The organism is Marinoscillum sp., from assembly GCF_965229915.1.
In the GTDB taxonomy this organism is placed as follows: domain Bacteria; phylum Bacteroidota; class Bacteroidia; order Cytophagales; family Cyclobacteriaceae; genus Marinoscillum.
In genome coordinates, this window is the sequence record NZ_CBDDJZ010000001.1 from 4,135,534 (window position 1) to 4,160,935 (window position 25,402).

16 protein-coding genes are annotated in these 25,402 nt (G+C 40.0%); 13 read left to right on the plus strand and 3 right to left on the minus strand.

The features are described 5' to 3' along the window. The 12 genes from ACO067_RS17790 (at position 1) to ACO067_RS17845 (ending at position 14,533) form a co-directional block, all read left to right on the plus strand. Positions 1-810: a hypothetical protein gene (locus tag ACO067_RS17790; RefSeq protein WP_421876511.1), complete on the plus strand. Its 810-nt coding sequence runs from the start codon at positions 1-3 to the stop codon at positions 808-810. Beyond that, a complete protein-coding gene (locus tag ACO067_RS17795; RefSeq protein WP_421876513.1) occupies positions 800-1,318 on the plus strand; it encodes a hypothetical protein in 519 nt (172 codons plus the stop codon). Before ACO067_RS17790 ends, ACO067_RS17795 begins: the two co-directional genes overlap by 11 nt. Then, positions 1,296-1,796: a hypothetical protein gene (locus tag ACO067_RS17800; RefSeq protein ID WP_421876515.1), complete on the plus strand. Its 501-nt coding sequence runs from the start codon at positions 1,296-1,298 to the stop codon at positions 1,794-1,796. The genes ACO067_RS17795 and ACO067_RS17800 overlap by 23 nt, the downstream gene beginning before the upstream one ends. A 4-nt stretch (positions 1,797-1,800) precedes the next feature. Further along, a complete protein-coding gene (locus tag ACO067_RS17805; RefSeq protein WP_421876517.1) occupies positions 1,801-2,700 on the plus strand; it encodes a hypothetical protein in 900 nt (299 codons plus the stop codon). Positions 2,701-2,706: 6 nt separating this feature from the next. Continuing rightward, positions 2,707-3,621, plus strand: coding sequence for a hypothetical protein (locus ACO067_RS17810; RefSeq protein ID WP_421876519.1), 915 nt, complete (start codon positions 2,707-2,709; stop codon positions 3,619-3,621). Then, positions 3,618-4,859, plus strand: coding sequence for a hypothetical protein (locus ACO067_RS17815; protein ID WP_421876521.1), 1,242 nt, complete (start codon positions 3,618-3,620; stop codon positions 4,857-4,859). The genes ACO067_RS17810 and ACO067_RS17815 overlap by 4 nt, the downstream gene beginning before the upstream one ends. Further along, a complete protein-coding gene (locus ACO067_RS17820) occupies positions 4,860-5,204 on the plus strand; it encodes a hypothetical protein (RefSeq protein ID WP_421876523.1) in 345 nt (114 codons plus the stop codon). Next, positions 5,191-5,676 (plus strand): hypothetical protein, encoded by a 486-nt coding sequence (locus ACO067_RS17825; RefSeq protein WP_421876525.1) that lies wholly within the window; start codon positions 5,191-5,193, stop codon positions 5,674-5,676. Before ACO067_RS17820 ends, ACO067_RS17825 begins: the two co-directional genes overlap by 14 nt. Continuing rightward, a complete protein-coding gene (locus tag ACO067_RS17830; protein ID WP_421876527.1) occupies positions 5,636-6,778 on the plus strand; it encodes a type II secretion system F family protein in 1,143 nt (380 codons plus the stop codon). Before ACO067_RS17825 ends, ACO067_RS17830 begins: the two co-directional genes overlap by 41 nt. Before the next feature lie 155 nt (positions 6,779-6,933). Next, complete coding sequence (locus tag ACO067_RS17835; protein WP_421876529.1) at positions 6,934-10,569, plus strand: hypothetical protein; 3,636 nt, start codon at positions 6,934-6,936, stop codon at positions 10,567-10,569. 11 nt (positions 10,570-10,580) lie between these two features. Beyond that, positions 10,581-14,144 carry a DUF6443 domain-containing protein gene (locus ACO067_RS17840; protein WP_421876531.1) on the plus strand — a complete coding sequence of 1,188 codons (3,564 nt, stop codon included), beginning with the start codon at positions 10,581-10,583 and terminating at the stop codon, positions 14,142-14,144. A 2-nt stretch (positions 14,145-14,146) separates the two neighbouring features. Beyond that, complete coding sequence (locus ACO067_RS17845; protein WP_421876533.1) at positions 14,147-14,533, plus strand: hypothetical protein; 387 nt, start codon at positions 14,147-14,149, stop codon at positions 14,531-14,533. Between the two features lie 51 nt (positions 14,534-14,584). Here ACO067_RS17845 and ACO067_RS17850 read toward each other — a convergent pair whose 3' ends face one another. The 3 genes from ACO067_RS17850 to ACO067_RS17860 form a co-directional block, all read right to left on the minus strand. After that, positions 14,585-14,947: a helix-turn-helix domain-containing protein gene (locus ACO067_RS17850; protein ID WP_421876535.1), complete on the minus strand. Its 363-nt coding sequence runs from the start codon at positions 14,945-14,947 to the stop codon at positions 14,585-14,587. Between the two features lie 365 nt (positions 14,948-15,312). Next, complete coding sequence (locus ACO067_RS17855) at positions 15,313-15,630, minus strand: type II toxin-antitoxin system RelE/ParE family toxin (RefSeq protein WP_421876537.1); 318 nt, start codon at positions 15,628-15,630, stop codon at positions 15,313-15,315. Continuing rightward, positions 15,620-15,826, minus strand: a complete 207-nt coding sequence (locus ACO067_RS17860) for a hypothetical protein (protein ID WP_421876539.1) — start codon at positions 15,824-15,826, stop codon at positions 15,620-15,622. Before ACO067_RS17860 ends, ACO067_RS17855 begins: the two co-directional genes overlap by 11 nt. A 1,027-nt stretch (positions 15,827-16,853) precedes the next feature. Between ACO067_RS17860 and ACO067_RS17865 the strand changes: the two genes are divergently transcribed. After that, on the plus strand, positions 16,854-24,998 hold the full coding sequence (locus tag ACO067_RS17865; RefSeq protein WP_421876541.1) for an RHS repeat domain-containing protein: 8,145 nt from the start codon (positions 16,854-16,856) through the stop codon (positions 24,996-24,998). Positions 24,999-25,402: the final 404 nt, after the last annotated feature.

Here is a 25,402-nt window from a genome sequence, read left to right on the forward strand (position 1 = left end):
ATGAATAGTAAACTAATCTTAACGTGTTGTTTTTATTTGTGTTTCTTTTCAGGGATTTTTTGGACTGTAGGAGCACAAGGCCCAGATTATGGGAAGTGCTATAGCGGCAATGGAGGCTACTACTTTGACCTCACACAATTACTTCAAGCAACCGGTTATTTAGGTGGGTCAGAGCGTATAGAATTGGAAGTTTCAGGAGGTAATTATGCCGCTTATGGTAGGCATACTTACTTAATCCATTCACGAGGAGGGCTTACAGTAGAGGCTCTAGAAGTGGGTGGCCCTGTTAATGGCTATGAACTGAAGGTTTTCGATACAGGAGCAGCTTCTAACAGCTCTAATAAGTATCGAATTGGCGTGAAAGTAAATACAGGATGGGCAAGCATCTGTGTAAGAGCTAGAGAGCTACAATCAAGAGAATGGATGGTAATCAATACTGGAAGTTTATCCACGATCCCATCACTACCAGAAGTCTCTGTAAGCACTCGTTGGCTCTATAAGTCCCAAAATGAACTTTTCGAGGTAGGAGGGACCATCCGATCCAAAGAAATAAAAGTAGAGGCTTCCCCCTGGCCTGATTATGTATTTGCTGAGGATTATGACCTCATGTCACTTGCCGAAATAGCTGATTACATAACTGAAAACCAACATCTTCCCGGAATGCCTTCGGCTGAAGAAGTGGCAGACCAGGGAATATCACTAGGTGAGATGAATGTTAGACTTCTTGAGAAAATAGAGGAGCTTACCTTACATGTGATTCGGCTGGAGAAAGAACTAAATAAATTAAAAAATGAGTCAAATGAGAAATAACTGCTTGCACCTCATTGGACTATTGCTCACTAGCTTATATGTTGGGGCTCAAGGTGTGAATGATGTACTGCCGGATCGGATAGGTAGGGGTAGTCATTCTACCAATGTGAAGTCAATATCATCATTATTAGGTGTCTCACTGAGAAGTAACAATGAGCAAAACGTTTTAGCCTATAAAAATGTCGAGGACATTGAGTACTACAACGGGAGTAGTTGGGTGAATTATGCAACAGATGAATGGAAAGGTGCATTTGATAATAGTAACAGGACATCATGGATAATCAGTCATTCAGAAGTTAGATTCACCATAAACCTTGGAGGTACTTGGGTGTATCCTTCAGCCTATATAGTTGGTCAGGATTGGGCTAGTGGTGAACACCATAATTACTCTGTCGTAATCGAAAGTTCTGATTCAAAGTCTAGTTGGTCCACTTTATTGGCAGAGACCTCATCAGACAATCAAGCTGGTTTAAATACTTTCATGATTGATGGGAACCCCAGGAGATGATCGCTATATTCGGATTACTTTAAAATCAGGAGCAAGCTCATCAAACCCTTTTAAATTATATCAGCTTGCAGCCTTTACACAAAGGCCTAATGGAGTATTGGAGCCAATTGTTATCACTTGGAGTCAGGATGTCGGAATCGGCACCACCACTCCAGACGCCAAACTTACCGTCAAAGGGAACATCCATGCGGAGGAAGTGAAGGTAGACCTGAATGTGCCAGGGCCAGATTACGTGTTTGATGAGGAGTATGAGCTGGCAACACTGGATGAAATCAATGCATACATCAAGGCACATAGACACTTGCCGGAAGTGCCATCAGCTAAAGAAATGGAAGCAAACGGCATCAATCTAAGTGAGATGAACGTGCTTTTGCTGAAGAAGGTCGAGGAACTGACTTTGTTGTTAATCCAGGAAAGAAACGAACGAATTAAAGAGGTTAACGAACTCAAGGAAATTATTGAAACCATTAATCAATAAATGAATGAAAACCATATTTGGTATTATAATAGCTACCATTGTATTCTGCGATGTTAATGCACAGAATAACGAAACCATCAATGGTGTTCTAACGGTGAATACTAGTGGAGCAAACACCTTACGAGTGGAGAATGATGTGGCAGGAGAGGAAGCAAAAATTCGTTTTCGAAGTAAAGCATTGAATAACAATTTTCTGCATGCAGATATTGGTGTTTGGGCTACAAATAGTAATCAGGGTTTTCTCGGTTTCAAGGTGCCTCATTCTAATTCCTTCGGAATTGGTTATGATCTGGTAATAAATCACCTAGGTGAAGTGGGCATTGGAACAACCAACCCATCTCAACAGTTGCATCTCACCGAAAAGCTGAAGCTTAATTGGAATGATGCCAATACCGTTTCAACGGATGATTCTCCAACCATCTATGCTTCGGGGCAAGGTTCTTCTTACCCTTTCAGTGGTAGAGGAAATCTCATCTTACAAACAAGAGCGACTAATTCCAATGGTTTTGGAGACCTGGTGGTAATGACTGGCCAAACAGCAACTCCTAAATTTGTCGTTAAGGCCTTAGGTGATGTAGGAATAGGCACCACCACACCAGATTCTAAACTCACCGTCAAGGGCAACATCCATGCTGAAGAGGTGAAAGTCGATCTCAATGTACCAGGGCCGGATTATGTATTTGATGAGGAGTACGAGCTGGCATCACTGGATGAAATCAATGCATACATCAAGGCTCATAAACACCTGCCGGAAGTGCCCTCAGCTAAAGAAATGGAAGCCAATGGCATCAATCTAAGTGAGATGAACATGCTGCTGCTGAAGAAGGTCGAGGAACTGACTTTGTTACTTATTGAGCAGAATGATCGGATAAAAAAGCTTGAAGCGAATCAAAACAAAAATTAATTGGATATGAGAATTGCACTGACTTCTTTGTTCTTGTTTATTTGGAATATGGTTCTTTGTCAAGAATCGTATATTAATCAAACAAGCCCCTCTCCTGGTTCGGCACAGTTATACTTTTTTGATCGCTCCTACAATGGTAATACTGAAAGAAACTGGAAGATTGCCACACTTCCTGCAAGTACAGTTGCTACAGGAGATAAGCTGCTTATTGAAATCTTTGGAGGAAATTTTTCAGCATCAAGCGCTTTTCAACAAACTATTCATTTAGGTAATCGGAACGGCTTTAAGGCTTTCTCCAGGATTACATTGGGTAGCCCTGTATCTAACGTTAGAATAAGGGCATATACTAATTCTAGTGGTGGAGTGGACGTATATTTTACTCTTTTACCAGCGAGTTATAAAGGAGCGTTTGTTAGACTTTATGATGGTTCTGGTATTACGAATACTCCCTTGGTTATTCATGAAGACCCTATTGATGTGGGACCGTCCCCAGGCGGAACAATGGTCTATGATTCTTTTGAAGAAGTTTCTACTTTGATTGTTAATAATAACAATAACGTTGGTATAGGAACCAATTCCCCAGACGTCAAACTAACTGTCAAGGGCAATATCCATGCAGAAGAGGTGAAGGTAGATCTCAATGTACCAGGGCCAGATTACGTGTTTGATGAGGAGTATGAACTGGCTTCCTTGGATGAAATCAATGCATACATCAAGGCCAATAAACACCTACCGGAAGTACCTTCAGCTAAAGAAATGGAAATTAACGGCATCAATCTAAGTGAGATGAACATGCTGCTGCTGAGAAAAGTCGAAGAACTTACCCTACATTTGATCGAAAAAGACCAGGAAGTGGAGACGCTAACGCTATCCATCGAGGAACTAAATAAACGCCTTCAGGCTCTGGAAAACAAACAATGAGACCAAACCGGGCAAAGCATCGGTTAGAAGCAGGAGTGCTTTCATACGTCTTATCCATTGGCATACTGGTAAGCGTGGGGCTCTCCATGCTCATCTTGTATGTCTATTACAGTAGGATAGAGTACAAAACCTACGAACGCAAACTCCGGGTTAACCGAAATCTCCACTCGGCCATGCAGCTGACGCTCGGTGCGGCCTCCACTTTTGATTACCAAAAAAGCTACTATTTCGACCTGTACGATCAAGGTACCGATAGTGTACAAATCAATAAATACGCCTGGGGACTTCTTGACCTGTGGCATGTCATGGCCGTGAGCTATAGTGATACGGCATCCAGATGGTACACTCAGGCCAATACCCGAAAGGATATAACCCAGTCGGCCATCTTCCTGGTGGACGATGGAAGGCCCTTGTCACTGAGTGGCAAGGCCAAACTCGAGGGTGACTGTTACTTGCCAGTCTCTGGAGTCCAGAGTGCCTATATTGATCGGGTGGGGTATCAAAATGAAGAACTCGTGTATGGTGAACAACTTAAAAGCGATAAGGAATTACCAGACTTCACACTAGAAAGCTATTTTGACCGACTGGATGGCATCAATGGTCAGCCAATTACCTTGGAGCGAGACACCATTCGTAACTCCTTTGACCAACAACCGCTAGTCATCAGCAACCCAGCAGATACACTGATCAATGTTTTACTAGGCAACGTCCTGGTTAAGTCGCGAAAGCGTATTGTTTTTGATAGCCTCTCCTCCATCAACGAAGGTGCATTGGTGACCGGTTCGGTGATCGAACTAAGACCGGGCTTCCAGGGAAGTGGACAGTTTCTGGCTACTGATACACTCTTCATCAGGAAGGATGTAAAACTCACATACCCAACTATTCTGGCGGTCTTCAATGAAGATGAACCTGCTACTATTGTCATGGAAGAAGGTAGTGAGGTAAATGGCTGGTTACTGATTGATGGAGAAGAGGATGGGTTCCGACGAAGAGTGATTTACATAGAAGATGGTGCTAAGGTCATCGGAATGGTTTACTGCAATGGGTTACTGGAGTCGTACGGCACCGTGAATGGGCATGCCACCGTCAAACGATTTTTGGTTAACTCTATGGTTGGTGTTTATGAAAACTACATTCTCAATGCCACTTACAAGGGAGCTGTCCTGGACTCCGCTTTTCTAGGTTTTGAAAACTGGTTCACCACGGCCGAAGGACAAGTATTGGATTATCTTTACTGAATGAAGCTGGCCGCATATACGTTGATAGAGGGTATTGTCACGATGGTGATTTTGAGCATATTGCTCACGGCAATCAGCATCATTTCATTTAACGTGTACCGATCGTATCCATCTGGTAGCACGTTACTCTTGCAGAATCGGGTGAACGCTTCGCTGGATTCCATGATCCAGAAGAAGCACATGGATTTACGGCTCTGGAGTGCTGGCGGAATTGACTATACCTACCGTACCCGGAAGTATGATCGTTTCGAAACCATTTATCGGGCTCGACTCGTTGGTGTTGATTCTCTCGGGAAGGAATATGTCACAAGTGGAATTTTTTATGTGATGGATGATGAGGATTAAGGCATTTACCATTTGGGAATTATTGGTGTCCATGATCATTTCCTCTATATTGATCAGCCTGAGTTGGTACCTGGTGAGCATGACCAATACCTACCGGGCTCGGGTGGAGCACAAAGGTGAGGGACTGGCAGAGCTTAAGCGTGTGGAGTTCCTGCTGAACAAAGACCTCTTCAGGGCCGGTCGGTATCAGCTGACTACCCAGCAGCTGGACTTGTGGCTGCCCGATGATTCGGTTCAGTACCTAATTGGCGAGAGTTCTTTTTGTCGGTTGTATCATGGGCATCTTGATACAGTGGCCAAAAGGGTGCAAGTCAGTTTGTTCGAGCAAGCCGATGAAGATATTCTGGCTTCCATTAGTTTTGATGGTCAGCTATATGATTTTGAAATCCCGTGGACGGCCTCCAGCACCAGAAAAGTAAGATTAAAGCAAGATGAAACTACAGGATCTCTCAGCGAAGCAACGGAAGAATAGTGCATCCAGGCCCAAGGCGGCGGAGCGCACGTCCATTTTGGACAAGGAGATCAGCCTGTTTCCTTCCCGTATTTCCGATAAAGAAAAGGAGATCATCTACCGTCAGCTTTCAACCCTGCAAAAGTCAGGTGTGGACATTAAGTCCTCTTTTGAAATCCTGTTTGAGCAAGTAAGTAAAAATAATACGCGGGATAAACTCAGGCAAGTCCTGGACGAAGTGATCAAAGGGAGATCGCTTTCAGAAGCCATGGAGCAGCTAAAGGACTTTACGCCATACGAGGTGTTTTCCTTGAAGATTGGGGAGGAGACCGGAAGGCTAACACTGGTTATGGATAAACTGACCGAGTATTTTGAAAACAAGATCGCCCAGCGGAGACAAGTGGTCAGTACGTTATCCTATCCGGTGCTCATCATGCTCACCTCCTTTGGGGCGGTGTCTTTCATGATCTTCTTCATTATCCCGATGTTTCAGGAGGTGTTTGGTCGCTTTGGAAGTGACCTACCGACGCTGACTAAGACGGTCATTGCCTTCTCTGATGGTTTCCGGTCCAATGCACCCATATTATTTGGCCTGCTCACATTGTTAGTCGTAGGACTTTATCTGGTGAGGAAGGATCAACGGGTGAGGTATGCCCGGGAATGGCTTTGGCTGAAAATGCCATTGGGGGGAGAGATCTACCGTCAGATATATTTGGCTCGCTTTTGTGATGCAATGGGCCTGTTGATACAATCATCCGTGCCGATGGTCCATACACTGGATATGGTCCGGAAAATGATTGGTTTTCTGCACATTGAGCATGTTTTAGCAGAAATCAAGGAGGATTTGGTGCAGGGAGGGCAGATTTCTACTTCGTTTGCGAAGCATGCAATCTTCGACTCTCAGATGTTGGCACTAGTGAAAGTAGGAGAGGAAGTGAACCAACTAGGCCCTTTTTTCCAAAAGCTCTCGGTAGACTACACCAACAATGTAAAGCACAAAACTGCTCTGCTCGCTACCTTCCTGGAACCTTTCATGATCATCTTCCTGGGGCTGATCGTAGGGGTGATCCTCATCGCCATGTACCTACCGATGTTTGAGCTAAGTTCCAGTATGGGCTTCTAACCATTATAAAATAAGTCGTTGTTGGTGAAATAAGTGGATGCGTTACTTGGGAGATAGCCATAAAATGTTTTATTTAGACATTCCAAAGCCACTATTGATTAACCTTGACTATGTTTTGAGTTTAGTGGTATGTTCAAAGTTTAACCTAACCACTAATGAGGAAACTGTGTATTATCGCTTTCTTAATTACTTCTCAATGTCTTTTCGCTCAAAATGATCCCATCAGTAATAATAGCCCGATACCCCCTGCACCAAATGCAGCATCGTTAGGGGAGTATGTAGATATTCCGGTCAATCTTTATTCTGGCTTGACCTCAATTGACATACCCATTTATTCAATACGATTAAAAGATTTCCAATTACCCATATCAATTAACTATCACTCAGCAGGAATTAAAGTAGCAGAGGAGTCATCACCTGTTGGTTTAGGATGGGCTTTAATGGCAGGAGGTGTTATAAATCAAAATGTTAATGATTGGGATGATTTTGGAAGTTTCGGATATTTGAATTTGCCTCAGCCAGATGCTCCATCTAGCGGTAGCTATTTTTCAGATAGTCCTGTTTCTGGTTATGGAGAATATGTTTATGGAACTTACCCGGAATCACCAAATGCATGTTATGGTGATTTGGACTATCATTCAGCATTTTATTATTTATCAACGTTGGATGATGCAATTATGGTACCTGATTTGCCTTTCGATTGCACGGTTGAGGAAGTAGGTTATGAGTATTTCGTGGATAAATTGTATGATACTGATCCTGATATTTTCTCATTTAGGTTTGGAAAATATTCAGGGAAGTTTTTGTGGGATAGTGAAAGTGACCAGTTTGAGATCATCGATCGTCAAAATATCTTGGTAAATTATCTTGGCTCAGGAAATGGTTTTGAATTAATTACTCCAGATGGTATAAAATATACCTTTGGTCAAATCGAAATACATGATAGCCAAAGCGGAGTCCAAGGCGTATCGGGATCCCTAATAGATGGACCAAGTAATAGATCTTTTTATTTAACTGAAATAGAGACTGTTCATGGTGAATTAGTAACATTTAGTTACAGTGCAGGAGATAGGGTTTGTCAGTTGGTGAATAGATCTGATAACTTTAAATATGGTATTGGTTATAACGGATCTGGGATTGATTATGGAGATGAAACTATAACACTTTCTCAAGGAAGTTATATACCATTATGGTTGGACGAGATATCATTCCCATATGGAACGATTGAGTTTGAATACGCAAACAGGTTAGATATCCCTAATGGTAAGAGACTTTCAAATATTGCAATTAAGAATAGTTTAAATCAGCTAATTAAAACAGCTGATTTTGACAATGACCAATATTTTATTGGTCACACTTCAACAAGTTATGTGACACAGGCATTAGGTGGGCTTTATTGTAGTGGTAGCTACACGAATGATCAACTTTACAAGAGATTGAAATTAAATGGAGTTTCGATATCAGGTCAAGACAACCCTTATACGTTCGATTATAACGAAAGTATAAGCTTACCTTCTAAATTATCCTTTGCACAAGACTATTGGGGATATTACAATGGAAATGATTTTGAGAATTCGTTCTTGCCTGAGCCATCTTCACATTACGAACAAACAGCAGAAGTGCCTCCTTTGCCGAAATCTCAGGATAGAAGACCAAACAACAATGCATCTGCATGGATTCTTAAAAAAATAACTTATCCTACTGGGGGTTATTCTATTTTTGATTACGATCAAAATACCTTTTCCAATTGGAGTTTACCAGCTGACAACAATACTGATGAGGAATCGTCACATGTTGAACTGTTTTATTCTGACGTTTATAATAATACACAGAATTACAAGAATGAATTTACGCTATCTACAGCACAGGATATTTTAGTAAATTTAAGATTTGAGGCCGATATTGATGATAATACGGATTACCTGGTCAATAATATCTACTTCAGAATTAAGAATAAGTCCAATGGAGTAGTTGTTTGGTCAAAACAATTTTCTGATGCTGGTGGTGGCAATGGCTTTAGCTGTTCGAATCCGGAGATACCATTTTTTGTTTCACTTAATGCAGGCACCTACGAGATAACTATTACCAAGGATAATTTAACCAAGTTGTGTACACCTGGAGCCGGAAACTGGCTACGAGGATCTGTGTTTTATTCTCAGACTATTAATGCTAACGATTATTCCCTTGGTGGGGGACTCAGAATTTCTAGAATTACTCGGAGTGACGGAGTTGTTAAGGAATATGATTATCATAAAACTACGACTATTGGTGGCACATTAGTCACAAGTTCACATGGAGTTGCAATGAATATTCCTAGATATTACAGATCCTACTTTGTTTATGGAGGAGGTGGTTTTGGTAATTTTAGTTTCACCCAAATAAGGGAAATTTCTTCCAATCCTCACGGTGGATTCGCTAGTTCAGCTCAAGGGTCATTTATAGGTTATAGTAAGGTCGTTGAAAAGTACACAAATACCTCAGAAGAATTGCTCGGATCGAAAGAGTATATTTTCTTGAACCAATCAGAAATTATTCAGGAGGGAAATATAGGGCCAGGAGTTGGTTTTTTAGGGAATGGTTTGCCGAAATCAATAATTGCATATGATCAAGCAGGAACGGCTGTTCAAAAGGAAGAGTACAATTACTATCAACAGAAAAGAGATTTGATTAAGCTTTTTGGGATTAAATCAATTCCTGTATTTTATCCGAATACTTTACATCCAAATTCCACAACTAAATATTATCAACTTAACTTCTACCCAATACAAGGGTATCGATATGATCTTAAGGGAAAGAAAAGCATGTACTATGATAGTGAGCAAGATATCTGGATTAGCTCGAGTGAAGATTATACGTATAGTTCAAATGGCCTGTTAGAGTCAGTAACTCGTGGCAATAGTGATAATTCAACTTTGGTACAAAATTTTAAATATCCATTTGATTATAGTGGAAACTCTGTATTATCTGGTATGAAAAATAAGAATATGTTGGATTATGTAATTGAAGAGGTGACTACCAAGAACCCAGGAGACATACAGATAAGCAAAAAAAGAAACAACTATCAATCATTTAATAGTGGTAGTTTTTACGCTCTTTCCGGTATTGATATTGCTAATGCATCATCTCCTTATGAAAGTAGAATTGAATTTTCCGAGTATAATCAGAATGGTAATGTTTTGAAGGTCGTTAAAGATGATGGAACGCCTGTTTCCTATTTGTGGTCTTTCAATTATCCAAATCCTACCGCTGAGGTTGTTAATGCTAACCCTAATGAAATTGCTTATACAAGTTTTGAAAGCTATGATTTTGATGCCGGTTGGTCTTTCAGTGGTGCCTTAATATCTGCAGAAGCCATAACTGGAGATAGATATTTTCAAATGACGGGCACTCAAAGTATTTATTCCACGAACCAAATTCCAAGTGGAACTTACATTCTTGAATTCTTTTCTGATTCCCCAATATCGAGTGTAAGTGGTGGGGATGTCACAAATATGTATTCTTCTACTGCTGATGCGAATGGGTGGGTGAAATATGTAAAAGAGGTTTATTTATCATTGTCAGGTCAGCTATTCTTAAGTGGAAACTGTAAGATTGATGACTTAAGATTGTATCCCGTGGATGCTGAGATGACTTCCTATACCTATAAGCCATTGGTAGGAATAACTTCAAAAAATGGGCCTGATGGTAGTTCAATTGTTCATTATCAATATGATTCTAATAATCGACTTTACCAGATTGAAGATAGAGAAGGAAATGTATTAAAGGAATATAAGTACAACTACACTAATTAATAAGCAGTCTTATGATGAAACACATAATCGTTATACTTATAGTTCTTTTTCACATAGTAGTTGCAAGGGCTCAATCGAGTACGAAAAACTATGTAAAGGAGATCACAGCTCGTACTGAACAGACTGGTTCAATTGACTTCAGGAGTGAGGAACTTACTAAGGTTAAAGTGAGCTATTTCGATGGTTTCGGGAGACTAGATCAAACTGTGATGCGAGAAGCATCCCCAGGCAAAAAGGATATTGTTTCCGTATTAAAGTATGATCAATTTGGTCGTATGTATAGAGTTTATTTACCCTATGAGTCCGCGGGTATTTCAGGAGCTTATCGAAATAGTTGGTCTTCGGAATTATCTTCTTTCTATGGTGGCTTTATGCCTGATGATGACGAATACTATTATTCAGAGACATCTCTTGAATCCTCTCCGCTGAGTCGAGTAACTAAGGAGATGGCCCCTGGTGCAAGCTGGGTTGGGAGTTCCAGAGGGGTTTCAATTTCCTATGAAACGAATGAATCTTCCGAAGTTTTGCTTTTCCACGTTGATAATGATGGCTTTGTAAGTACTCTGGGAGATGGTTACTACGATGCAGGAGAGTTATATAAGGTTATTACCACTGATGAAGATCAAAAAAGTATGGTTGAGTTTTCTGATAAAAAAGGGCAAGTAGTATGTAAAAGAACTTATCCTGATGCCAGTAGCCAAGCTAGTACTTATTATCTGTACGACGACTTTGGCCTCCTTAGATATGTGATCCAACCTCAGGGGATATCTGAAATGGGTACCGATTGGACAGAGATGAACAATATAAGTTTCAGAGATCAATGGACTTTTCAATACCAGTATGATGACCGTCAACGAATGATCCTTAAAAAAGTCCCCGGGGCTGAGCCGGTATATATGGTATATGATCAGCGGGATCGAGTAGTGCTCACACAGGATGGTAATCAAAGAGGAGTGGACGTGAAATATGTTGGTAGCAATGATCACAAAACTAAACAATATGAATGGGTAAATTACCATATTGGGAGTGGAGGGTCAGTAACATTGGAAGCTGGCTTCAGTTTCTCAGCGAGTGAACATAGAGAATTTTACATTGGAGAGAATGCGCAAGCAGTAAATGGTGAATGGACATATACCAAGTATGATGTTCTTAATAGACCAGTCATGACAGGTATTGTATCTTTAAGCGGAAGTAGAGAGAGTATTCAAGAGGCGATTAATGCAAATTCAAGTCATTCTTTTACTGAATCCTATGAAGGTAATACCGCTGGAGATTTGTATGGCTATGACAATAATGGATATCCTTCAGGAGTAGGGTCAACCTCAGTACTCACCGTCACTTATTATGATGATTACAGATTTGTTTCTGATCTTGGCTGGGGAAGTAATTATATTAGTAGTGGCCACAATTATCAATTAAAAGGATTAGTTTCTGGTGGTTACACTAGGGTGTTAGGAAGCACAACATTGCTCAAGTCTGTCACTTACTATGATAGTCAATTGCGGCCAGAAAAAAGTATAACCCAAAGCTTATTAGGTAGAGAGATTATAGAAACTACATATAGGAATAAAGTAAGTCCGTTAGTTAGTAGTACTCTAAGAACTCATAAAAAAACTGGGTCAAGTGATTTAACTATCTCTGAAGTATTTACCTACGATCATATGGACCGATTGATCACTACGACGCACCAGATAGGATCTGGTCCTGTGGTGACCATACAAAGTAATAGCTACAATGAACTCGGTGAACTGAAGGAAAAAAACATTGGTAACAATGTTCAGAGCATTGATTTTGCTTATAACATTCGAGGATGGCTTGCTAATATCAATGGACCTTCAACATTGCCAGAAATCGATGTAAATCCTGATAAGTATTCTATGGAATTACTGTACCAGGATGCTCCAAGTGGTTATAAACAGTACAATGGTAATATCGGTCAGGTGAAGTGGAAATCCAGTGGAGGTGATCAGCTAAATTATAAATACACTTATGACAATCTTAATAGATTATCAAATGCTTATTATGAAAATGAAGATGATGCGTCAACGGATTTTCAGGCAGAGGCTGGTCCTTTCACTTACGATTTTAATGGGAATATAAGCTCCTTAAGCAGACATGGGCAACGACACTGGATAGATCTGGGTGGCGGAGCTGGGTTCAATACAACTATAATAGACCAGCTGACCTACCAATATGAAGGGAATCAGTTATTATCTGTTAGTGAGGCTTATGAGGATAACAATGTCTACGGATTTGATGATGGCAACACCTCTGGAGATGATTATGCCTATGATGCTAATGGAAATATGATCATAGATCTGAACAAAACCATCAGCAATATTTCCTATAACCACTTAAACTTGCCAGAAGCAGTATCCACTCCGGATGGCACGATCCATTATACCTATGACGCAGCTGGGACTAAGCTGCGCAAGTACTATGACAAGAATAGTGGTGCTGATGAGACAACTGATTATCTGGGAGGCATCCATTACAAGGATGGCACGTTGGATTTTATTCAGCATGCCGAGGGAAGAGCCAGGAAGAGTGGAAGCAGTTTCGCTTATGAGTATAACCTGACGGACCATTTAGGGAACGTTCGAGTGACCGTAAATAGCTCGGGCACAGTGATCCAAAGGGATGATTACTATCCTTTCGGTTTGACCTTCAATAGCTATACGAGCGGTACTGAGAATTTGTATAAGTATGCAGGAAACGAGGACCAAAAAGAGTGGTCGGTCTACGATTTTAATGCAAGAATGTATGATCCAGCACTAGGAAGGTTCAATTCAACTGATCCAATGTCTGATCAAAGGGATTGGTTAACTCCTTACAACTATGTTCAGAATAACCCTATGATGCGAGTTGATCCAAGCGGGATGCTTGACTGGATTCCAGAAGTAAATGAGGATGGATCAACCCAATATGTAGCTGAAGAAGGAGATAATATTGCAACATTTGCAGAACAGTATGGTCTATCAGTTGAGGAAGCACGTGAAGTCTTTTCTAAAGATGGGTATAAAACGGAGGCTTTGAGTAATGAAGGTAAAGATTTAAAAACAGGTGATGCTATTTCTGGAGAAAGTGTTGCTGAAGTAACAGGAAGTGAAGTTCTCAAAATGGATTGGCAGTCGGGTGTGGCGACAGACTCTAGAAGGATAGATCAGGTACTTTTTGCAATGGAATATTCAAAAGAATCAGGTTCCTTTTATACTTCTGATTTCTTCCAGAATGTACCGTATTTTCATGATGGACAAACCAATTCCTTTAGTAATGCTGCTGTATTAAATGGCACCACCTCTAAGTTAGATGGAAGTAATCAGCCCATTTCCATGACCTTTAATCATAGAACTAAATTGCCTATTAGAACCTACTCCAATGGACGTCAACAACAATATTTAGATACTTTTACTGGGACGTACTACTTTAATTTTGTAAACGCCAACGGAGCATCTCGTCCCATTCCTCAGGCGACAGTAAGGATCAAAGGTCAAAGTAATATGAAGGCATTTACTAGGCGGTTGGGATTTGAGTATCAGGGTTACACAAATACATGGTCTCCACTTAAAAAATAGAAATGAAATTTATAGGATTGCTAATAGTACTGTTGTTCAGTTGCTCGGAGCAAGAGGGAAATCTTATTGGGAAATGGAAGTATGAGAATCCTCAGGGAGCGTATTCCGAAGTTTGGTTTAATAAGAATCAAATAGTGTTAGTTGATGAGGAATTTTATTCTGTGACATTGGCTGACTATACCATTAAAAGAGATACGATCTTGATCTACTATGGGGAAGAACTTCAGAATAAATTGATCTATTCGATGAAGTCTGATAACGAGTTTGTAATTGGGCAGAATCAAGACATTTCAGTTACTCGGTTTGATTCAGAGATTTCTGAGAAGCTTGATTATTCAGATTCTACCATTTTAAGAATCCGACAGGAATTCGCGGATCGAGTTCAATAAGGTTTAAAAAGTTAATTAGTTGAAAGCCCTTGCTGCAATGTGAGGGTTTTTTTAATGTGCCAGTTGCTGTTGAAAGAAATCCTTCATCTTCTTTTTGGTAAGCAGTGAATCGATCATTTTAAAGACCATGCTTTTATCATCCGGGTCCAGCTCCTGGATCAGGCGGAGTTGTTCGGAAGTGGCTTTATCTTCAATCCTCACTTCTTCAGGGACATCAGATCCCAGATGTACAATATCATCAATAGACAGATTAAAGTAAGCAGCAATTTTATCCAGTGCTGTAATAGAAATCTCCCGTTGACCGCTCTCAATCTTGCTGTAATTAGAACGGTGCATCCCGATCAGATCCGCAATCTCTTGCTGTCTGATGCTACGTTGTTCCCTGATCCGTTTAATATTTTCCCCTACGCTCATAACCTTGATTAGTAATCGGCTAAAAGTAGTCAATAAAGCAACATTATTCAATATATGTGAGTTTTAGATAATTATTAGTTGTCAAAAAGGAACTTAATTGATACTATTGTACTGTATCAAATTGGCACTCAATAAATCAACTAATGAAAAGCAAACTCAACACCACCAACGCAGACCACATGACTTACAAGCATCCACCCCGCCTTTGTTGGTGTTATCACCAACAAACATGATATCGTCGGCTTGTAAGAATGTAGCATAGGTTGCTAGAAGTTTTCCCTTGCTTGCGCGTGCTTGTGGCTGGTGCCTGGTACGTAAAGAAAAAACGGAAAGCCTCTGCGTTGGTAAGCCTGGCAGGGGCTTTTTTACTCCGGTATCAACTTCAAAAGTTCCTTTAGTTCCTTGTCAGAAATGGTAGCCTGTTCGGACTTATCAAAAATGGAGAGAAGAAAAATACTTTCCTTTTCTACTTTGAAGCAGGTAATAACTCTGCCACCACCAGATTTACCTTTTCCCTTTGACTTGATAGCTAGACGGATTTTGAAACAGTCACTACCAAGCGGTGTTCCCTGGTCGGGTAGCTCCTTTAGTTTTTGGATAAGATCGTGAAGTTCATTTTTGAGGGAGGGGTATCTTTTGAGTAGCCGTTCGAATACGGTAATGGATTTTACCTCAAAGCTCATTGAGAAAATCTTCGGCGTTGCGGGCTTGCTTTTTACCTTCCTGGATAAGTTTCATCTCCTCAGCTGCTTCCCGGATCTCTTCGAGTAAAAGTGCTTTTTCCCCGGTAATCTGTTTAGTCCGCACATAAGGTAAGCTTTTGAGTACCTCCATTAAATGCAATGCCTTGTTGTCTTTTATGTCAAGTAATACCTTCATAGTCTGATCAAATTTAGGAAGCGTAAGCTTTTTTTACTGTGGAGTCTGTGGTATCTAAAGTTATGCTAAAATACATTAATTAACTTGTTTCATCCAAGATTGATGAGTATAAGCTATTTCAATGAGTTATCTTTAATTCATGAGCCGGAGTTATAAGTTTCACAATCCCGAAGGTATTTACTCCCCGCTACTGCGAGCATTATGCTCGTGGATTAGTTAAAGCGGTTCGTGGAGACTTGAAGAATAATTCAAAACTCTTTGCCTCGTTTAGTGTATCATGACGTTTACTTCGTGTGGCATTGACCGATAGATCCAACAAGCGAAAAGAAAGTAATCATATATAGGAAGCATTAAAGGACTGGTACGAAAGTTGCCCTACCATCTATACCACTCTGGCATCAACCGAAACGATCCCTACTTTCTCATTTCTCTTACTCCAAAACAGCAAAGACCGTTAGCTCACCTTACAAATAAGTGCACTTCACTCATTATAGGAGATGAGCAATCCAATCAACTCTATTGGTAAAACCGTCCATATTTCATCCAATGGGACCGTATGTGCTGCTCGAAGGAACCGTATGTGTCGGTCGGCAGAACCGTATGTGTGGTATTTCGGGACTATTTGCTTAAGGTGGGTGGGCATCATGCACTGAAATCGAGGTATAAATCGGTCTAAAAAAGGAGTTGAGCAACAAGGGAGACTGAGCAGAAGAAAATAACATGGCCTAAGTTGAATCCTTGCTATGGACATTCCTTACCTATCTATAATCAAAGAGAAGGACTGACTTCTGCCTCTGTTGGTGTTCACGTAGTTTACTTCTTGCGGATTTCAGTTCATTCCAGGTTTGTAGGTATCATTTGTCTTTTGTGGGGTATGGTTTGTTCACAATGGTTTCTGATAAGGATTCCGTTAGGTATATTCCAAGCGTACTTTTTACCTAACCAACTTAAGACTATTGTTTAGTGAATTGTTTAGATATGGTCTATCTATTTTCATTATTCGAGTCAGTCTAGAATCCATTAAACTATGAAGAGCAGATTATTAACCGTTCTAGTTTTTCTACAAATTTCTCTAGCGCAAGCTCAAATAGATCAAGTATTCCATACAGCTTATAAATCGAACAGTCCAGATAATGGTGGTTCTGATCCGATTGGAAGCGTACAAGATTATGTCAATTTGTACACTGGAGATTTAAATATGCCATTAAATGTGCTTACCCTGAATACTGAAATAGGTTTACCAATAAGTGTAAGTTTTACTTATAATTCCAATGTAGACTTAAGTGTTCTTAAATGGAATAAAGAGCAGGATGATGGCGTTTTAGGCCATGCTTGGTCATTTGACTATCCGAAAATAACTGTTGATGATCGATCTACAGGTACAAGAATTGACGATATATTCTATCTTGTTGATGGTGGTTCTAATGAATTGATATGTATCGATAAGGGAATTTCTTATCAGGTTGATGGTATTCCTACTAGTTTCCAGGCCAAAGCTTTTAAAACGAAGAATTTTAGTCCATATACTTTTTATTACATTGAAGATCTTGAAAGATGGGAGGTTTGGAGAGAAGGTAAAAAGTATATTTTTGGTGGGAAAACAGAATTTCCAACTGCAGTTCAATGGGGTGCTCATTGGGGCAACTGGATTGGAAGTAGCAATAACTCGACTGACATTGAAGAGATTGGAATTGTCTGGAACCTGGCTAAAATAGAAAATCAGGCTGGATTATGGCTTGAGTACAGCTATTTGAACAGGGAAGCGCAAATTACGACTTCTGGCTCTGAGACCAATACAGTTTCATCCTTATTGACAAAAATCGAGGCAAGCTCCGGCGAATATGTTGATTTATTGTATGAGTCTAAATCATCAAGTTGGGAATATTATGATCCTAATAGCCAAGCATCATATCAAGATCGTTTTACATCCGATTATTTATCAAGTATAGCAGCTTATGGCAAAAATGGGAATTTGAGACAGAAGGTGAACTTAGGATATTCAACTTACACTGGTCAATATGCTAAAAGACTTTTAGCAACAGTAACAAATGAAAATCAACATGGTCATGAATCACAACCATTGAAATTTGATTATTATTCATCTTCCGCTCGAATTAGTACTATAACAAGTCCTGATGGTGCGGTCAGGACAGTAACATATGGGAATACTACAATGGATCATTTAGTGCAGAGCTTTACAAGGCCATCAGGCTACGATCAACAAAAGGTTTGGAGCCTTGAAAATTATACCGTTGTTGCATATCGGAATGCTGTGAATATGAGCACTAAATTTTTTGTATACTGGTGGGATGGTCAATGGAAAAACCAAGAGCTTTTTGATATTGATGTGTATCATCAAAAAGTAACTGAGGAATCATACGGAATGATTGAATTGGATGATTTAGATATTAAATTTGAACAAGATCACTTTGCGTTCACTCATCACAAGTATGGTTCAAATAATTATTGGTTCGCACGGGCTTTTTTAGAAGCTAATGGAACGTGGCAAACACACATTGAGAACAACTATGCAGCCGATCTTCCGCAAGTGGTGACTGGTTTGAATTTTGCAGGAATTGTTCGTCGACTAGCATCTACAACGGCACGAATGTACACACGGGGGTTTGATTCAAACTGGACACTTTCTAGTATCAATATGTCAATTATTACTGGTAATCGTTCTGCTACAGGAATGAATAATTACTTCTTTGTTCATGCAAATAATGGTTCTGATATTGATCAGGTACAACTTTTTTATTTGGATGAAGAAAGAGTGTGGAATACAGACGGCTCTAAAGACATACCTTATACCGTTTCAGATGATTATTCTACCTTGTACGCTAGTCAGTCATTCATTTATTTGGTTATTTCTGATGATAGTTTTCAAGATCACGGTTTAAAAATTATCTCGTGGGATGAAGGGTTTAATTTGCCTATAAATTCATTAGGAAACTTGACTATTAGTAAATCAATTGGCGGGTATATTCAAGATGTCAAACTTTATGGTAATAAGTTGTTCTATTTACGCTATTATGACCCTGAATATAATCTGCAGTTTAAAGTTGGTAGGTTCAATGGAACGTCATGGATTGTAGAAGACAGAATAGTTAACTCATTTGGGGATGATGTTTATTATGCTGCCAATGGCTATTATGCTACTTACAGCCCTATATCCGAGTCCTGGACGTCAACAATAACCGACCCGCAAAACAATCCAAATCGTTTTGCAGGCATGTTACAGAATTCAATGTTTAGGCACTATACAATTGGATTGGACGATCACAACATGGTCTATTATTACCGTCAAAACGATGGCACTTATAGTACCTCAGGTTTGAACGGACCATCAGGAGATAGTTTTGATAATTATGCAGATGGCGGTTACCTATCAGGTCATACGAATTATTTTGTGAATGATGGAAAAATTACTTTTAAACAGAGCGGAACCTTTTACCAACAAGCAGTTGTACAGACTGATGCTGCATGGGCAGATCATGATGTAGAAGAATCCTATTATGGGCCTAATTCTTTTGTGACACATTCTGGCACGGCGGGAGATGACCTTGTATTCAATAAACTGATTAAAGGTTATTATGGTAAGCCAAGTGCTGGTTCAATGGTGGTTAAACCTGTAAGCGAGGTGTCCTTCAACGATGGTTTTAATACGGTAACGACTCAATTTACGTATGATGAAACTAATAAGCGTTATGATGAATATGGCCGGGCTGCGTTTGATCAAGTAACCGTGACGCATGGCTCAGGGAATGGATATACAGTTCATAAGTTTTTTAACGGAAACGTATCTTCTGGAGCTGGTTTTGGTAATGAGAGTACTTATTATTCCTTCTTAAAAGGACTTAAATATGAGACTTTGGCATATGATGATAACGACGTTGAAGTTTCTCGCAGCCAAACAGGCTATGAAGTGGTGGACTCCTACGCTCAAAAGATGGTGACTGTACCAAGAACAGATTTCCGGCAGGATAACATAAATATTAGTACCTATTATGAATACAATGAGAAGTTTCAAAAAAGTGAAACCCGATTCAGTAATTATGATTTTTCTTCTCCCGGTATTACACGCACATACACAACAGAGAACAAATACATTTGGGAGGACGTTGCCTATAATAGTGAGGACATTGGGTTATTTGGAGCAGTCATTCAGCAAAAAACGACTGTCACCCGAATGGGTCAAACATTTAAAGTCGGTGCCTCTGCTGTTAGATGGTCTGATTGGTCAGGTATATTAGCACCAGAAACTTCCTATCAATGGAATGGTGCAACCTCTTTGGATTTTACCGAGTTTAATAGTTCGATTGATCCAAGCGGATGGCAGAGGTCTGGCACAATTGTTAGCAGAGACGCTCTAGGTCGATCTACCCAAGTGGAAAATATAGATGGTATTGTATCTTCTGCCTATTACATGAGTAATTATTCAAGTCCTCACATGACGGTAATGAATGCAGAGCTTGATGAATCGTTTTTTGATGACTTTAATGATGAGGATGACTCAGATTGGTTTGGTGGATCTATGAGTGAGCAGTATGGGTACATGAGTCTACCCACAGGATCAAATAATATTTATCATTCACCACTATCAGCAGGATCAGTTTCTTCAAATGTAGAATTTAGCATGCGGTTTCCATCTGCCTCCTCAAGTACAAATGCTGGATATGTGTTCAATAAATCTACAGGTGGAAGCACTTATAATTCAGGCTCAAATATAAGTTTGAGAATTGATGCTTCCAGTTCTCAAGTGATCCTTAGGGTTTATAAAGGCACTAGTCTGTTGAAATCAGGTACTTTGGATAAACAGAATGTTCAAAATAAGTGGCATCAGTATCAAATCCGTTACTTTGATCATGCGACCAATCCATGGATAGATGTCTATGTAGATGGGGAGTTGGTTGTCGATAATGCTTATCTGGGTAGTGTAAATAGCGGGATTACTTATCGGTCTTTTTATAGTGAGTCTACGATTACAGAAATCGACCATTACCGCGTTTACCCGCATGATGCTTATGCTGTATCATCCAGCGTAAATGAAGATCGCGGCTATTTGGAGCAGACTATGGATGCCAGTGGACTAATGACATCTTTTCTTTATAATTCTTGGGGTGGAATGGTAGCTTCTGTAGATGTGTCTAATGGATTGCCGGTTACAACAACCCAGAGTGCAAGCAGTACAAAATATAATGAAACATTTAATGCGAGTGATCCTGGTCGAATATTGAGTACAAGCCCAACAGGTGAAGAGGGCTTTGTGGATGACTTTACTCATGATAATACGGAGTGGTTTGTTAATTCTTCATCAGCAAGCAGGTCTTCTTGGGCTGTTACCGCAGGGTCAGGAGTCTTGGAAAACAATATTACGGGAAACGGCCTAACTCCTTCTGGACATGGATATTTTATCAATTGGGGTAGTGAAATTAAGGGAAAAGTATCTTTTGAGTTTGATCTTTGGGCAGATGAGTTAATATCAGCCAAACAGCTTGGGTTTGCTGCAGGAGGCAATAGCTGGAATTATTCATCTACAGGTAGCGAAATAGGGGTGCTATCTTACATGGATGGTAGCGACTTCAAAACCAATAACGGAAGTATTAACACTCACATTAGCAATATTGATTATACGCAAAACTCTGTCCGCATAAAGTTAACAATCGATACTGAATCAGATCAGGTTTTGATCTACTTAGATGGTAAGCAGCTTGCATTAGAGTCTACTAAAAGTGCTGTTTCTGGAATACAAAAGTTTGGCTTTATAAACTATGGGTTGAATGGTTCATCCAATACATGGTTCATTGACAACTTCATTATGTATGTGGACGGCATAGAATCACAAGTGATGTTCGACGCTTCGGGTAAGACCTTGCAAGCTATCAGCCGTTCATTTGATGATCAGTTGATGATTACAGAAAATATCTATGATGCACTTGGTCGTAATACGGCATCTACAAAGGCGACTAAAATTAATAACAGCCTCATGACTTATAAGCCGGCTTTAGTAACTTCTTACAATTATGCAACAGGAGTTACTACCGGAGATGTAGCTACGATCAATGGGGAGTCTCACATCACTGCAAACACATTGTTCGACGATTCACCTCTAAGTCGAATTGTATCAGCTGGTAGTCCTGGATTGGAATATGATGCATTCTCTGCAAATGCTTCTACATTTGAGTATGGATCAAACACATTGAATACATCGTCTGATTTTTACATGGGTAGTGGAGTTGGTAGTGCCAACGTTTACAGAGCAAAAAAAGCCACAAACCCGGATGGCTGGAAGCAAGTGTCATTCTATGACCGAATGGGTAATCTCGTGATGACCAAAACAGATGAGGTGGAGGTGACAGATCAATCCGGAAACAACAATACGAGTAGGCTCACCACGGAATATGTTTACAATGATCAAGGACTGGTGTCTGAAATAAGACCTCCCAACTATTTTAATAACCCTGGAACTGGTCCAGTTGAGGATTGGGCTACCTACTTTAGTTATGATGCACTAGGACGAGTAACTAGTAAAAGTTCTCCTGATGAAGGTGTCATTACTTACGTATATGATCAAGCTGGCCGCGTGCTGTTTAGTCAAAATGATCGTGGATTTGCAGAAGGCTTTGTTAATTACTACCGCTATGACGAATTAGGTAGATCTTTAGAACAGGGATATTGGAATACAACCACTCCGATAAATAGCATGGATGAAAGCACGATCGTACCGACAAGTTTATCCACCTGGAGAGTAAGGTATTCTTATGAATGGCCAGGCCGCTTGGTTAAAAAAGAGGTTAACAATGATGAGAACATAGATGCTGACGCATCTGAGATTTATTCTCATGATAAGTATGGACGAATTGTAGAAGTCACTCAATATACTTATGACTATGATGCCACTCCACATACTATAAAATATGAGTATGATCAAATGGGCAGAACTGTTAAAATTCTTTATCCGGACACCTACGTTGGAAATCAAGTGGTTTCCGGTCAAGTCATTACAGAGGCCATAAATCTGTCAGGTGACGAAATAGAAATTAGTAACTCTTCTGTAGAATCTGGTGGTTCGCTCAATATTTCCGCGGGTACTTCTGTGATACTTAAGCCGGGTTTTTGGGCAAAAAGCGGATCAGTTTTTACTGCTAGTACAGGCAATGAGGGTGAGACTGCTGTTACCTATCATTATTATGATAATGGCAGTATTCAATCAGTTGGTACAGATACTGATGAAGACCGATTTGCTTCTTATGTTTATGATATTAACGGTGCACTTTCGGAGGAGAATTTGGATAATGATGTGATTAACCGCACATTCTCATATGATGTGGCTGGACATCTGACAAGTATTGAAGATCAATGGTTTGAAGAAACTCTTAATTATACCTCTGGAGGATATAGTGGGTTTCAATCTCATGCGGGCTTGATCTCAGGTACAAGCTTTTCCTTTAAGTCTGCCCAGTGGACAGGTGCTGCTAAACCAGCAAATTACAGTTATCAGTTTGATTATGACAAGAGAGGCCGGATGAAGAGTGCTAACCATACCGTTCAGAATAACTTTGACATGGGTGTTGGAACATCCATCAAATACGATGCGAACGGAAATTTCATAACACTTAAGAAAGGCTCATCTACTAAAAACTATGCCTATAACTCAGGTACCAACCAAGTAAATTCATTAAATGGAGGAGGTAGTACGCAGTATTTTTACGATGAGATTGGTAATATTACTCAGTCTGTTAATAAAGACCTTGACAATATTGAGTATGATGAACATATGAATCTGACCACAACCATTCAGAGATCCGTAGGTGGCGGAACGTATCTTACTCATCTGGCATACGGACCAGGAGGTCGAGTATATAAAAAGGATCAGGCACAGGGTGGTTCTAGTTATGTAGAAACCATGTATCAGCGTGGATTAAGCAGTAACCCGCTCATAGAACGGTATAAAGATCATACGGGTACTAAAAACACCGTGAAATACATCTATGGACCCACGGGGCTTATTGCCACCCATGATGGTTCTAACTACAACTTTGTGCTCAAGGATCATCTAGGGTCTACACGTGTTGTCTTGAGCGATGAGGGTAGTGTAAAATCTGTTTATAATTACTCACCATTTGGGGAGTTAATAACCAATACGGTTGGAGAGAATGGATCTCATAAGTTTACCGGACAGGAATATGATGAGGAAACAGGTCTTCATAACTTAAATGCACGACTGTATGATTCGGAGCTTGGCCGGTTTTATGCCAATGACCCCATGTCTACACTGCTTAGCTCCTGGAGTGGTTATCACTATGCTTACAATAGCCCCAATGTTTATTCAGATCGTAGCGGTATGTTTCCATGTCCGGCTTGGGATGCTGACTGTGATGGTATGGCTGATAGCCCACGATACAATGATCCAAATTGTGCAACTCCTGATTGTTCTCAAAGAAGAAACTCTTGGGATCCTGGTAGTATGTCTAGTACCCAATGGATTGCTAATTCAAGACCAGGTGGAGCCAGTGCTGTTGAGCGCATGGCATGGCAGCTTCAGGCAGAAACAGCTGCTGCTGTTGCCTCTATGAATGAACAAACGATTACTATAGATGGCAAAACATACAAGGGACAATTTACGGCTTTTGGTACACGATCATACCTTAATGGAGAGCTGATAAGTGAGAAGATTGATGGGTATACCTTTCAATCCTCGGGGGGGAATCCTCAAGTATTGTATGCAGGGTTTGCACCTGGAGAAGATCTTTGGAACACCGTTTCGAATTGGGACAATGGGTTAGGATTTGTTGTTGGAGGGGCTTCCGAAAGTCTTGGCAGATATCTGCATAGCAGAGCAAATCCACAGAATATGGTGGGTTGGAATAAGACCACTGGAACTAGTATAGAAACACTTCTAGTCAAAGGAGTCCCTGTTAATCGTTCATTCCTTAATGGAGCTGCTAAAACATTGAAAGTTGGAGGTGCGGCTTTGGGTTTTGTAGGTTTAGGAATGACGGGATATGAAATCTACACAGGACAAAAAAGTTTTATAGGTGAAGGAGGTTTAGACTTAATCATGGGAGGTGTTGCGTTTATTCCGGGAGGTGGTTGGATTGTATCAGGTGCTTATTTTGGTGGGAAAGCATTGTTAGAATATACAGGTAATGATTTCTGGAATGAACCTTAAAGTGAGTTTGAAATGACATGGTATTTTTATTTGAATTACAGGATATATAGGTTTTACGAGAGAAAGAGAGATAGCATTCCTGGTTTTTTCAGTTTTTCAGCGACAGTAGTTTTGGTGAGTTTTAATATCTTCTCACTAGTTGGATTAAGTGGATTTTTTTTGAACCCAGTTTATGATTTTATAGTATCACTTACTAAGTATTCAATTATTGGATTATATGCTTTGCTTGGATTATTTAACTACCTGACTCTTTATCGAGGGGAATATTATAAGGAGGTGTTTTCTGACTTTGATAAATATGAAGATAGATACAGGAGTTGGAAGAAATCAGTACCTATTTACATCATAAGCTCAATCGTATTTACTTTGATAGTGTTAGCCATAGCCGACTACCGCCATGATGG